The following is a 13,072-nucleotide window of genomic DNA, read 5'->3' on the forward strand; positions in this document are numbered from 1 at the left end:
CGCGTCAGCCGGCCGGCACCAGCCGGAGCACCTCGCCGGTCCCGGTCGCGACGAGGACCTCGCCGTCCCCGTCGACGCCGAGAGAGACCGGCGAGCGCAGCGTCCCCGTCCGGTCGGTGAGATCGCCCTCGTCGGCGAGCTCCCCGTCGTCGAGCAGGAAGGTGCGAAGCCAGCCCGCGCACACGTCGGTGTAGAGGTGGTGGCCCCACAGTTCCGGCAGCGCCCGGCCGCGGTAGACCGGTCCCGCGACGACGGCGCAGGCCTGCCCGTCGTGGGCGTAGGTCACCACCGGGTCGACGAGGCCGTCCTCGTCACACGTGTCCGCACCGAAGCAGTCGGGCCCTTCGCGGACCGCCCAACCGAGGTTGGCGCCGGCCTCGTCGACGCCCAGGACGTCGATCTCCTCGTAGCGGTACTGGCCGACGTCGCCGATGGTGACCGTGTCGTCCACCGGGTCGAGCCAGAAGCGCCACGGGTTGCGCAGTCCGTAGGCCCAGACCTCGGGGGCGCCGGCGTCGCCGTTGGCGAAGGGGTTGTCGGCGGGGACGGCGTACGGCTCGTCACCGTCGGGGTCCGGGTCGATCCGCACGAGCGAGCCCAACAGGTCGGTCGGGTCCTGCCCACGCCCGGCCGGGTCCTCACCCGGTCCACCGTCGCCGAGGCCGAGCCAGAGCAGCCCCTCGCGGTCGAACGCGACCATGCCGCCATTGTGCCAGTGGTGCGGCTGCTCGAGCGTCAGGATGTCCCGGGCGCTGCCGGGATCGGCACGGTCGGGATCGTTGGGGTCGGCTCGGTACTGCACCACACGCGTGTCGCCGTCCGGGCGGGCGCTGTAGTGCACGACGAAGCGGTCCGGGTCCTCGGGATGGAAGGCCAGACCCAGCAGCCCCTGCTCGGTGCCGACGACCACCTCGTCGCGCAGGTCGAGGAACGGGCGGGAGAGCACCTCCCCGTCGACGAGCAGCAGCACCTGGCCGTCCTGCGTCAGCAGGAAGATGCGCTCGTCACCGGGCGGCGCCCCGGCGAACGTCAGCGGATCGAGCCCGGCGGCGAGGGACTCCACCTCGACGTCGAAGTCGTCCGGGAGCGGGCGCGGATCCGGCGCGTCCGCGGGATCCTCCAGTGCCTCCGCGTCGTCGTTCGGGCCCGCCGCGCCGTCGTCTGCGTCCGCCGCGCCGTCGTCCGTCGTCCCCGCGTCGTCGGGTGGCGGCGGCGGATCGGTCGCGGTGTCATCGGTGACGGTGTCCTCACGAGGTGCCGGCGCCATCGCCGTCGGCGTCGGCTCGGGTCCGTCGGCCTCCGTCGCTGCCGTTCCGCAACCGAGCACGAGGACGGCCGCGGTCACCAGCACCGCCCCGGTGGCCGCCCGCGGCGATCTTCGAAGGCACCGTCCCCGCACGAGCCACCTCCGCGTCGCCGGCCGAGGGGTCAGCCTCGTCCCGCGCCGGACGTGGAACAGGGTCATTCGTTCCGTCAATGACCAGCCGGGGCCGGGGCACGCGGTCGGTTCGCCGAGGGGCGTCACCGGGTGGCGAGAGCGGTCACCCGTTCGAGCGATCGTCCGAACGCCTTCTCCGGGGTCAGCGGCTCCGTCTCCGTGGCAGGCAACAACCAGAACGCCGGGTACATCGCGAGCAGGCCGAGGTTCAGGGCGAGAAGATCCGAGAAGGCGAGCAGGTCCCGGCTCGCCCCGACGATGAGCATGCAGTGCGTCAGAACACCGAGAAACGCCGTCGGGACGCGCGTGCGGCGAAACCACAGACCGATCGCCAGCCAGGCCTCGACGAAGAGGACGGCGACGGCGATCACGACGACCCACGATGACAAAAGGATCGGGCGGAATGGCTGCAATTGCCACACCTTGCGGCCGAGCACGGCGATCTGGTCGCCGGCCAGCCAGACAGGGTTGAGCTTGGAGAGGACGGCGAACCCGTAGACGACGCTGACCATCACCCGCAGTAGCAGAGCCCGCTCGAACGGATGCTCGTGCGTCGCCAGCAGGATGATGGCGAGCCAAGAAAAGAGGTAGTCGCCTCCGACGCCCCACACGTAGCCGCCCAACGAAAGACACAACAGCAGTGTCAGTGCCAGGCGGGTGCGCCGGCCGAGAAGCAACAGCGCGGCCGGCACGAGCCACACACCGGCGACGAGCGTCGCGAACCAGGATGGCTCGACAGGCTTCGAGGCGATGAAGGGAACGTAGGTGAAGACGAGGGCGCCGACGATTCGCGGGAAGATCACCTGCATCGGTGTTCGGCCCCCCAGCAGCCGGTGTGCATCTGCCAGCCGAATGGCAACTGGTCGAGCGTGGGATCGGACCAGCGCAGCCCGAGCATGGCGAGCGGCAGAAGAATCTGGAGCACGATCAATACGCCGACGCGGCGTCGCATCGACAGCCGCGCCCTTCCTCCTGCGGCGGGCCGTGCCGCCCTCTCGGCAGGTGATGATTGGAGTTCAGTCACGCGTACCCCCGTCCGCGGAGAAGGCGATCCTCCGTCGGCCACCCGCTTCGTGACAGGGAGTTCCGTCCTGCGCTCGCCGCCGCCCGCCTCCCGCTGCTGACTTCGAGGGACACGGTCATTCGTTCGGGCGATGCCGGGCGTTAGAGTCCGGCGAGGGGCTGGGAGGCCTGTCGGGGGCGGAGGGCACCGCGATGAGCAAGCTGCCGGTCGTGTACGTCCGGGGCTACGCCGGAACCACCTCCGGCATCGACGCGCAGGTCGAGGACCCGTTCTACGGGTTCAACCTCGGCTCGACACACGTGCGTGTCGGCGGCAGCGGCGAGCCGCTGTTCCACCAGTTCGAGAGCCCGCTGCTGCGCCTGATCCTCGACGAGGACTACCACCTGCTGGTGCAGGGCAGCCAGGCCGACTACCTGTCGCGCCAGCCCGACGGCCGCGTCCCGCCGGACAGCATCTGGATCCACCGCTACTACGACGTGTCGGCGTCCACGTGGGGCGAGAAGCCCCAGGCCTTCCGGCTCGAACGCGCCGCCGAGGACCTGCTCGAGCTGATCGAGCTGCTGCAGCGCAAGACCGGAGCGCCGCGGGTGCACCTGGTGGCGCACTCGATGGGCGGGCTGATCTGTCGCAGCCTGATCCAGAAGATCATCCCTGACCAGCGGCCCGGCAGGCACGCCACCGACTACGTGGCGCGGCTGTTCACCTACGGCACGCCGCACGGCGGCATCCAGTTCGACGTCGGCTTCGGGCTGTTCGAGCGGCTGCGGGACACGTTCGGGATCGCGGGCGCCGAGGTGTTCGGTCCGCGCCGCATGTACGAGTACCTCACCCCGGCGCGCGACACCGCCCCCAAGGGGCCGCCCAAGGGCTGGAGCCCGCTCGACGTGCCCGACCACGTCTTCCCCAACGAGCGGATCTTCTGCCTGGTCGGCACCAACCCGGACGACTACGGCGCGGCGTTCGGCCTGTCCTCGAAGGCGGTCGGCGCCAAGAGCGACGGGTTGGTGCAGATCGAGAACGCCTATCTGCCCGGCGCCAGACACGGCTTCGTGCACCGCAGCCACAGCGGCCGCTACGGCCTGGTGAACTCCGAGGAGGGCTACCAGAACCTGCGGCGGTTCCTGTTCGGCGACCTCGCGGTCCAGGCCGACCTGCTGCACCTGAAGCTGCCGCACGACGACCCCGAGGTGGTCTGGCAGGCGGAGACGCGCCTGTCGGTCCGCGGCCTGCCGATCGCGATGCACGAGCAGCTGGCGGCGCACCACTGCCCGATCCAGCTCGGCCAGCCCGAGGTCGCCGGGACCGCCGACCGGCCGGTGCCGCTGGTGACCACCTACCTGTCGAGCCGCGCGAGCCGGCCCACCGAGACGATGCGCTACATCCTGCAGGTGCGCATCCTGTCGTTGCGGCAACGGCGCGGCGCCTTCCAGTTCTTCGACCACCTCGAGCAGGCCGCCGACTTCGACGACGTCCTGGTCGTCGACGTCGGCCACCTCGACCACGGCTTCTCCGCCTGGGTGGTCTGGAGCTCGGAGCTGCCGGTGCCGCTGCGCGACTACGTGCCGCAGGGGCCGCCGCTGACGGACGAGGACCCGGAACTGGGCTCGTGGGTGGCGACCGTCCCGCTGCCCGAGCGGGCACGCCGCTTCCTCGGCGACCACGCCGCGGTCCGCCTGTCGGTCAGCGACCGCACGGTCTTCTAGGCGGCGCGGGCGGCGCGAGCGTCCGTCCCGTGCGTACGTCGCACCGTGCGTCGGGCCCGGTCAGCCGTCGGGGTGACGCTCCTCGCGCACGCGGGCGTCGACCACGGCCAGGTCGGGGCCGGGCAGTCGCCCGAGGACCCGGATGTTGTGCGCGACGTCGTTGCGTTCCCGGGCACGCACGACCAGCAGGCCGGTGCCAAGCAGCCCGCCGGGGTGCAGGACGCGCCTGGCCAGGCGCGTCACCACCGCGTCGCGCGCACCGATCGGACCGCCCCACTGGTCGGGCGGCAGCGTCGCGAGTTCGCGGGCGAACCACCACGCCTGCGTGCGTGCCACCTCGATGCTGAAGCGGACCAGTTCGTCCTCGCGGCGGCCACCCACCAGCCGCAGGAACCCGATCCACGGGGACAGCGACCCGACGTCGTCGGCGACGGTCGCGATCTGCGCGGCGAGGATCTCGTTGATGCGGTCGAAGTCGCGTCGCAGCGCCGACAGCTGCGCGCCGGGGGCGACCGTGGCGGCGGCGATGCCGAGGTCGAGGTTGATGTGCGCGTTGATGCCGACCAGCAGCTGCTGCAGGATCAACGGTCGTCGCTGCCCGGCCGCGTCCAGCGCCGCCTGCCAGCAGTGCGTGATCGGCGTCCCGGCGCGAAACCCCGCCAGGGCGTCGAGGTAGCGGTTGGCGAAGACGACGTCCAGCCGGGCCATCCGCTCGACGTCGTCGAACCGGCCCTGCTCGATGCCCTCCTTCACCTTGGCGGTCACGGTCCGGTACAGGGCCGCGAAGTAGCCGACGCGATCCTGCTGCTCGATCGACCGTGCGACGACGTCGTCGAGCGCCGCGAGGACGTCGTCGATCGTGTCCGCCTGCCCCACCTCGGGCATCGTCTCGCTCCCGGCCGCCACACAGCGCATCCTGCCGGCTCGACGGCGTCCAGCCACGGAGGTGCCGCCGGAAAACGGTGGACGGCCGGGCACACGCCCGGCCGTCGGTGACGTCAGCGGTGACGTCAGCGGTTGACGTAGCCGGCGCAGTTCGCCAGGTCGTCGGCACTGCCCTTGACCCAGACGACGTGCTCGCCCTGGCGCGTGCCGGGCTCGCCCAGGTGCACCTTGACGTGCAGTGGGTGCCGGCGGTTCTCCGGCAGCTCCTCGTAGTGGGGCAGTTGCACGGATGCCTCGCCGCTGCCTTCGGCCAGCACCACGCACTGGCCGTTGCCGAGCTGACGGACGTGCGCGTGGTCGGCCGCGGCCGGCAGGGCGCTGCCCAGGACCATCGCGCCGGCGGCCGCCGCGAGGACGGCCGTTCGACGAGCTCGCATGGTGTTCCCCCTTCGTGTCGGTTCGTTCGTCGACGCCTGACGATCGGTCGCCGACGGGCACGGTCTGCGCCGGCGCGCCGGGATAGCCGACCGTGGGGGGCGCTGGCAAGACCCGCCACCGGTTCGGGGCGTGGCGGACGCGTGTCAGTCCCGGCGGCGGTAGGTGCGGAAGGCGTCGACCACGAATCGCTTCGGGAAGCGGCCGTGCGGATCGTCACCGAACTGGTAGACGCCGAGCATGAACTGCATCGGGTACTGCGGCGCCTGCGTGACGGTGCGGACAGCGACGCCGTCGACGTGGAACGTCACGCCGTCGGGGCCCCAGACCGCCGCGTACTCGTGGAACTCGGTCACGTCGATCGGCAGCGAGACCTCGGCGAAGTCGTCCGCGAGCGTCGGGTCACCGAACGGGTGCACGCCCATGCCGATGCGTGCGCCCTCGGGGCCGGCGTTGCGACCGAAGATCTCGCAGACGCAGATCTCGGCGGAGCGGTCCGGCTGGTCCTCGAAGCCGATCATCCAGAGCGCCGCCATCGAGGTGGCGTCGACCTCGGCCCGGGCGCGCAGCTCGACGGCGCCGAAGGTCGGCGTCAGCAGGCGGCGCGGCGGCTGCTCCTCGCGGACGACGGCGTCAGGGTGGAATCGGTGCTGGCCGATTCGGCTGCCGACCGGGCCGGAGAAGACGCCGGTCTGCAACGACGAGACTCGCGTGTCCCCGTCGAACTCCGGGCACCACGGCGGCTGGTCGGCGTCGACCCGCAGCTCGAGATGGCCGTCGCGGAGCCGGTAGCGGGCCGCCGCGGCCGCCGACGAGCTCCACTGCGGCAGGTGGTACGGCAGCCAGACCTCGCGGTCGAGTTCGTCGGTGTCGAAGGTCTGCTCGACGTCCAGGACGTGGTCGCGGGCCAGCACGTCGTCGAGATCCACCGTGGGCTCCTCGTCCGCGGGCCCACCAAGCGTGCCATCGTCGGCGGCCGTGCACCCGGCGACTCGCGATCCGGCCCCCGGGTGACAGGCGTCGAATCCGCTCGGTCAGGCGCCGAACCCGCTCGGTCAGGCGCCGAACCCGGTGGTCAGGACGATTGCCGCGAGCACCCACACGTAGACCGAGAAGATCCGGAACCGGGCCTGTTCCAGCAGACGCAGCACGGCCCACAGCGCGCCCGCGCCGACGACCGCGGCGGTGACGGTGCCGACCGCCATGGCCGCCCAGCTGACCTGCGTCAGACCGCCGGCACCCAGCACCTCCAGGGCCTGCAGTCCGGCGGCCGCCAGGATGGTGGGGATCGCGACGTAGAACGAGTAGCGGGCCGCCAGCTTGCGGTGCATGCCGACCAGCAGCGCGGCGAAGATGGTCGTGCCCGAGCGCGACAGGCCGGGCGCCAGCGCGGCGAACTGCGCGATCCCGATCGCGACGGCGACGCCCACCCCGACGTCGCGGGCCCGCAGCCGGCCCGGTCCGGCCCGGTCGGTCCACCACAGCATCGCGCCGGTCCCGACCAGCGCGACGGCGATCGCGGTCGGGGAGCCGAAGACGCGGGTGAGCGGATCGACGAACACCAACCCGAGCACGCCCGTCACCGCCGTGGTCAGCAACCCGAGCAGCACCAGCCGTGTCGACACCGCCTCCCGCAGCCCGCCGGCGCGCAGACGCCCGGAGCCGAGGTCGTCGACGACGCCGGAGGCCAGCGCGCGCAGCCCGGCGCCCATGACGACCGCGATCGACACCAGCGTGCCGACGTGGACGAGCAGGTCGAACAGCACCATCTCGGCGCTCTCGGGCGGTGGCAGATCCACGCCGACGCCGCGCAGCCAGGTCTGGGTGAGCACGAGGTGGCTGGTGGACGACACCGGGAAGAACATGAACACCCCCTGCACGACGCCGAGCACGAACGCGACGAACAGGGACATGCCGAGCAACTCCGGAAGGCGGGCGGAAAGGGGCGGGAAAGGCGCCTACAGCTGGCGGCGGCCGCGCTCGATCACGGCGGCGCGGCGTTCGGCGACGGCGTCGGCGTCCACGACCAGGGAACGGCCGCGGATGCGTTCGCGTTCCAGGGCGTCCGCCAGCGGAACACCCGACAGCTCGCGGTAGGTGTGCAGGAGGGCGGCGGTGATGCGCGGGTCGGTCTCGCCGATCGCGGTCCCGATCGACAGGGCCGTGCGCAGCAGTTCCTCGTGGTCCACGACCGCGTTGACCAGGCCCATCGCCCGCGCCTCGTCGGCGGCGACGAACCGGCCGGTCAGGCTCATGCCCATCGCGTCGCGCAGGCCGACGTAGCGCGGCAGCAGCACCGACAGGCCGCCGGAGGGATGGATGCCGACCCGGGCGTGCGTGTCCGCGAACCGGGCGCGGTCCGAGGCGACGGCGAGGTCGCAGCACAGCACCAACTCCAGCCCGCCGGTGACGGCGGCGCCGTTGACGGCCGCGATGGTCGGCGTGCGCAGCTCCTGCAGCGTCTTCCACGGGTCGGCGTCGCGGTCCTCGACCTCTTCGAGCACCAGGTCACCGGAGCCGACCGCCTCGAGGTCGAGGCCGGCGCAAAAGGCCGGGTCGGCGCCGGTCAGCACGATCGCGCGGACCTCGTCGTCCTCGTCGGCGGCCCGCAACTGCGCCACCAGGTCCTGCATGGTCGCGAGGTCCAGCGCGTTGCGGCGGTCGGGGGCGTCCAGGGTCAGGACGGCGACGCCGTCGCGGGGAGGGACCGTGGTGAGACGCGACATGGGCACTCCGGGAGCCGGGTCGGGCGGGCGTCGGTGGGTGTGTGGGCGCGAGCCTGCCAGAGCCCACGCGCCCGCCGCACACCGCGGACGGCGACTACAGGCCGAGGACGGCGCGCGCGATCAGGAAGTAGATGACCAGCCCGGTCGCGTCGACGAGGGTCGTGATCAGCGGTGCCGACACCACGGCCGGGTCGATGCCGATCCGCTTGGCGAGCAGCGGCAGCAGGCCGCCGGAGAACGACGCCCACGTGCAGATCGTCAGCAGCGTCGAGCCGATCACCAGGGCGAGCTGCCAGCCGAAGAAGATCGTCACCAGCGGCAGCGACACCAGCCCCAGCATCACCCCGAGCAGGGCCCCGACGACCAGCTCCCGGCGCAGGATGCGTGGCAGGTCGGCGAAGCGCACCTCGCCGACGGCCATCGCCCGGATCACCACGGTGGCCGCCTGTGAACCGGAGTTGCCGCCGGTGTCGATCAGCAGCGGGATGAACAGCGCGAGGGTGACGACCGCCTCGAGGGTGTCCTCGAACACCTGCAGGACGTTGACCGTCAGCACGGCGGCGGCGATGAGGATGAGCAGCCACACGGCTCGCTTGCGGGCGAGGTGGAACACGCCGGCGTCGAGGTAGGGCACGTCCAGCGGCTCGGAACCACCGGCGCGGGCGATGTCCTCGGTCTCCTCGGCCTCGATGATCTCCATCGCGTCGTCGACGGTGACCACGCCGACGAGCCGGCCCTCCGTGTCGACGACCGGCAGGGCGACGAGGTCGGCCGCCTGCATCAGCCGGGCCGCGGCTTCCTGGTCGTCGTCGACGCGGGCGGAGAACGTCTCCTGACGGAGCAGGTCGGCGATGCGGGTGCCGGGGGCAGCGGTGACGACGTCGGGCAGGTCGACGGCGCCGACCAGCCGCCGCTGGTCGTCCGTGACCGGCAGGACCAGCACCTCACGCGGCCGCAGCCCGGCGCGGCGGACCTTGCTGAGCGCGTCGGCCGCGGTCATCGAGGCGCGCAGGCTGACGTAGCGCGGGCTCATGACCCGGCCGGCCGACTCCTCCGGGTAGCCGAGGAGGACGTTGGTGCTGCTGCGGGCGTCGACGGGCAGGGTCGCGAGCAGCCGGCGGGCGACCTTGGCGGGTACCTCGTCGAGGAGACGGGCACGGTCGTGCTCGTCGAGGCCGAGGAACAGTTCGTTGACGGCCTGGTCGGCCAGCGCCTCGAGCAGCTGCTGCTGGTGCACCGGGTCGAGCGCCTCGAAGACGGCCAGTGCCCGGTCCTTGCCGAGCAGGCGGAAGACGACGGCGCGGTCGGCCGGCTCCAGTCGGGCCAGTTCCTCGGCCACGTCCAGGGCGCCGTGCTCGTCGAGCCAGGCGTCGATGCCGTCGAGGTCGCGCTGGCGGACGAGGTCGATCAGGGTGAGGGTGTCCTGCGTCATGGTCGTGCACTCCCTTCGCGGGCACGAGGAAGCCCGCGGGGTCGGGGCGCGCCGGACGCAGGACGGCACACCCCGGATCACTCAGGGAGTGTCGACCGCCGCCCGACGCTCGGGCGAGTGACTAGAGCTCGGGTCCAGCGGTCTCACCTCCTCGAGGTCGTGGCGTCGCCGGACAGGACAGCGGGGCACACCGCCCCGGTGTCGCGGCCGGAGGGTGCCCGAGGTACCGACGGGTGTCAACGGCGGCCGTGTCGGTCATCCGGACCGGACACAGAACGTGCGTCGGCGCCGCCGCGGCTTCTCCGTGCCGTCGGCGCTTCCGCGGAAGCGCCGAGGGCACGGAGGTCGCCCATGGTTGACGTTCGACGTGCCAGCAGCCGGCGTCAGCGGCAACACGCACGGGCAGTCCCCCGAGCGCTTCGGGGGAAGCACCTCGCGTGCCGGACACCCATGGTTGATGTCCGAGCCGACGCCCCCCACCTGGGCGTCAACCCGCCCGACAGTCCCCGTTGCGGGCGCCCCGGCGGCAGCGGCAGCCGATCGAAGCTGCGCGGGGGCACGCCCTTCGGCTGCAGAGTGGACGAGTGGCAACGTACGCGGGAGCGCCTGAGGGGCGCGCGGTGAAGGGCAACGACGCCGCGGGTGCGAGCTGCAACGAGAACTGGCGCGCATCCTCGCTCGGAGTCGGGACCTTCGCAACCGCCAAGCCCTAAGGTTCTCGCCGGTTCACGGTTTGATGCGACTCACTTGCTAGCCTTATTGGCATGGATGCCCCAGGAATCAGCGAACACGGCACAGACCGCGACCGCCGACTTGCACGAAAGCTGGAGCGGAGTCCCGGCGCCTTCTTCATAGAGCGCGGACGAGACTTGACATTGGCCGCTCCCTACTTCAATCAGCGATTGGCCGAGGGAGCGTACTCCGGTGCGGCGAAGCGGCATCTGCACAACCTGTGCGCGGCTACGTATGCGGTTCTACTCAGTTCGTTCGAGTTGACCTGGAAGGCCCTCTTTGCGCACATCATCGATCGAACGACTTCGTACGATAAGCGCCTCCTAGATTGGAACAAGACCTCGGTGTCCGTCGAAAGTCTGCTAGCCCACCGTGACCAGACCTCAGTCGGAGCAATGTTCGCTTCCACATTCGGCGCTTGGCAGCAACCGGACCTAGTGAATGACCGGTATGAACGGCTCCTTGAGTTGCGCCCGTTCAGCAACCAAGATGTGACAACACTTACAGATCTCTGGCAACTTCGGCACGTCATCGCGCACAGTTCCGGCATTATGGGAGGGCTCGACGCGTATCGAGTCAGCTGGGACCTGCCGGTTGACAGCGCGCTGCAGCTTGATCCTCAGTTCGTCGAGCAGTCCTATGCAGAGCTCAGAGGCATTGTCGCGGCTCGCGTAGCGGACATCGGCACGAAGTTGCTCGACGACTTCTTCAGTGGTGCCGCGACTGGAGACTGGGCATCCGATCGGGAGACATTCAGCGCGTTGTATCTGCTTGGCCACGTTGTCGGCCAGCGACAAGAGCTACCGGAAGTGGACGAGGTCGAATATCAGCAACAACGCCTAGCGCATCAATGACTGTTCACAACTTGCCGGAACCGACACATGAGCAGGCTCGTTGTTCACCCTAGCTACGAGAACGGGCTATTCGACAACACGACAGAGGCTGAGCGTCTCGTCATCACTCGGGGGAACCGCTTCGATGCAATCTCGCGGTCCTCTCGGAGTCGCTATGCGCTCTCGATGGCGGATGGCGCCGCGCTGGAAGTCACGGTGATGGTGTCACCGACGGGTAGTACGTGCGGGCGTTGTTCACACGCTTGGGCGCCGGCAATCATGTTTTCGGGGCATCTGCAACGATTGCAGTGCAGCGCCGGCAGGGCACGAAGGAGTCGTACCGCCTTCTGGTATCAGGATGTACAACCTTGATGCCAGCGATTCGCCGACCCGGCGAGGCCCGGGGTGTTGGAGAAGAGCATGAGCGCGACAGAGCTTCGCTCCGCCGCCATCGCGGCCGCCCGGGCGGTTCTCGAGGCTACAGTGACGTGGTTCCCGTATAAGGTCAGAGACGGTGACGCCGATCACGTGATCTTCGCGGGTGGCTACGTAGCCCGCGGCAGGCGCCTCTTGGGGGTTTGGCCGTGCTCGCCGAAGCGGGCGAGGACGATTCGGTCGGGACTCTGTACCGAACGCTGCTTGAGACGTACATGGCAGGAACGTTTGTCCTGCTCGGTGAGGAAGGCGCGCTAGAGGTCCTGCAGCGCTCGCTCAAGTTCGAGGTTCACCACTTCGAGTCCGTCCTGACTGGTGAGTCGCGGCCGCGACCCGAGGGCGCGGAGAGGCTCAAGCTGTCCGACTACAAGGCGAAGAACGGGCTCGTCGAACGGCTCGACAAGATCTTCGCGTCACGCAAGGACTCATACCGGGGATGGGCGCCCGCGATCTATCGAGATCACTACCGGGTAACGAGTCTGCACGACGCCCACGGTGGCCTTGGTTGCCTGACAGGGCACTTCGACCGCGAAGACGGCAGCATTCTGCCTCAACGCGACACCGGCTATCCCACGACCCCTTCGGTGCTGCTGCACCACGCGGTGGCTCACGTCGGCAGTTTCGCTGGAATTTGGGGTTTGCGAGCCGGGATCGACATCACCCCATTGAGCGAGGCGCTTCAACGCTGGGAGAGCGACTTCCCTCAGTAGTTCTCGCCGCGGGGGGTTCGGCCGGGCCGCAACGCCATGCTGTCAGGCAACCGGCATGGGAACAACCGCCGTTCTTATGGACGCGATGGCGAGCAGAGCGGATCGCCCGCAATCACGGCTTTGGCGTGTACGAGCCCGCCGCAGCGCCGTCCCTCCCTGAGCCGCGGGTGGAGTTCCATCGAACCCCGGTCAGCTCCTTCCTGCAGATTGGCTCTGTCGGCGCCTTCAATCGGCTCGTGGTACGACACCACGCACCTGCCGTAAGAATCTGATCACGTCGGCAGCTCGGCCGGACACCGCCCACTTGAAGACGCCTTGAACGGAGTCATGGTCTTGCCACGGGCCAGGATGAACGCCCAGGTACTCACCCAGGGCGTAAATCGCTTCTATCTGCTGGCTGCTCGGCGTGACGGTGTCGAACCGGACGTGCTCGGCGCGGAAGAACCGTAGAAATGCCGCGGTACTAAGCACAGCACCGGTTACTGCCATACTCGCCCTGGTCACGTGTGGCCTCCTGACGAGTGAGAGCGGGAGGGAGATCGTTGCACGCCGTCGGCGAGATGACGAATCTGCTGACCAAAGCGCTGGCCAGCCTGGATGAGAGTTGCGCCGAGATCGCGCTCAATGGTGGTGTCGAGCTTGGTAGTTGGCGAACCGACCGTCGTGTCTGGTCGTCCGCCGCGCTCGGATCGCTTCTCCTCTGGCTCGGTGGCGTTGGT

12 protein-coding genes are annotated in these 13,072 nt (G+C 70.1%); 3 read left to right on the top strand and 9 right to left on the bottom strand.

Annotated elements, in window-relative coordinates; genetic code table 11:
• Window positions 1–4: 4 nt before the first annotated feature.
• From ACERM0_RS15795 to ACERM0_RS15805, 3 genes are all read right to left on the bottom strand, one after another.
• Window positions 5–1,345: a sorbosone dehydrogenase family protein gene (locus tag ACERM0_RS15795; RefSeq protein WP_373679575.1), complete on the bottom strand. Its 1,341-nt coding sequence runs from the start codon at window positions 1,343–1,345 to the stop codon at window positions 5–7.
• 176 nt (window positions 1,346–1,521) lie between these two features.
• Window positions 1,522–2,247 carry an HTTM domain-containing protein gene (locus ACERM0_RS15800; RefSeq protein WP_373679576.1) on the bottom strand — a complete coding sequence of 242 codons (726 nt, stop codon included), beginning with the start codon at window positions 2,245–2,247 and terminating at the stop codon, window positions 1,522–1,524.
• Window positions 2,238–2,390: a hypothetical protein gene (locus tag ACERM0_RS15805; protein ID WP_373679577.1), complete on the bottom strand. Its 153-nt coding sequence runs from the start codon at window positions 2,388–2,390 to the stop codon at window positions 2,238–2,240. The genes ACERM0_RS15800 and ACERM0_RS15805 overlap by 10 nt, the downstream gene beginning before the upstream one ends.
• A gap of 263 nt (window positions 2,391–2,653) precedes the next feature.
• Between ACERM0_RS15805 and ACERM0_RS15810 the strand changes: the two genes are divergently transcribed.
• Window positions 2,654–4,165 carry an esterase/lipase family protein gene (locus tag ACERM0_RS15810; protein WP_373679578.1) on the top strand — a complete coding sequence of 504 codons (1,512 nt, stop codon included), beginning with the start codon at window positions 2,654–2,656 and terminating at the stop codon, window positions 4,163–4,165.
• A 60-nt stretch (window positions 4,166–4,225) separates the two neighbouring features.
• Here the strand turns inward: ACERM0_RS15810 and ACERM0_RS15815 are convergent, their stop codons facing one another.
• The 6 genes from ACERM0_RS15815 to mgtE form a co-directional block, all read right to left on the bottom strand.
• The gene (locus tag ACERM0_RS15815; RefSeq protein ID WP_373679579.1) at window positions 4,226–5,050 is read right to left on the bottom strand and encodes a DUF5995 family protein; all 825 of its coding nucleotides are present in this window, start codon (window positions 5,048–5,050) and stop codon (window positions 4,226–4,228) included.
• A 125-nt stretch (window positions 5,051–5,175) separates the two neighbouring features.
• On the bottom strand, window positions 5,176–5,487 hold the full coding sequence (locus tag ACERM0_RS15820; protein WP_373679580.1) for a hypothetical protein: 312 nt from the start codon (window positions 5,485–5,487) through the stop codon (window positions 5,176–5,178).
• 144 nt (window positions 5,488–5,631) lie between these two features.
• Window positions 5,632–6,414: a glycoside hydrolase family 16 protein gene (locus tag ACERM0_RS15825; protein WP_373679581.1), complete on the bottom strand. Its 783-nt coding sequence runs from the start codon at window positions 6,412–6,414 to the stop codon at window positions 5,632–5,634.
• Window positions 6,415–6,540: 126 nt separating this feature from the next.
• Window positions 6,541–7,398 (bottom strand): undecaprenyl-diphosphate phosphatase, encoded by an 858-nt coding sequence (locus ACERM0_RS15830; RefSeq protein WP_373679582.1) that lies wholly within the window; start codon window positions 7,396–7,398, stop codon window positions 6,541–6,543.
• 45 nt (window positions 7,399–7,443) lie between these two features.
• A complete protein-coding gene (locus tag ACERM0_RS15835; RefSeq protein WP_373679583.1) occupies window positions 7,444–8,211 on the bottom strand; it encodes an enoyl-CoA hydratase in 768 nt (255 codons plus the stop codon).
• A 94-nt stretch (window positions 8,212–8,305) separates the two neighbouring features.
• Window positions 8,306–9,643 (bottom strand): magnesium transporter, encoded by a 1,338-nt coding sequence (gene mgtE, locus ACERM0_RS15840; RefSeq protein ID WP_373679584.1) that lies wholly within the window; start codon window positions 9,641–9,643, stop codon window positions 8,306–8,308.
• 764 nt (window positions 9,644–10,407) lie between these two features.
• On the opposite strand from mgtE, the gene ACERM0_RS15845 reads away from it, so the two are divergent.
• A complete protein-coding gene (locus ACERM0_RS15845; protein ID WP_373679585.1) occupies window positions 10,408–11,229 on the top strand; it encodes a hypothetical protein in 822 nt (273 codons plus the stop codon).
• Between the two features lie 563 nt (window positions 11,230–11,792).
• Window positions 11,793–12,353 carry a hypothetical protein gene (locus ACERM0_RS15850; protein WP_373679586.1) on the top strand — a complete coding sequence of 187 codons (561 nt, stop codon included), beginning with the start codon at window positions 11,793–11,795 and terminating at the stop codon, window positions 12,351–12,353.
• Window positions 12,354–13,072: the final 719 nt, after the last annotated feature.

It is taken from the genome of Egicoccus sp. AB-alg2 (assembly GCF_041821065.1).
Lineage (GTDB): Bacteria > Actinomycetota > Nitriliruptoria > Nitriliruptorales > Nitriliruptoraceae > Egicoccus.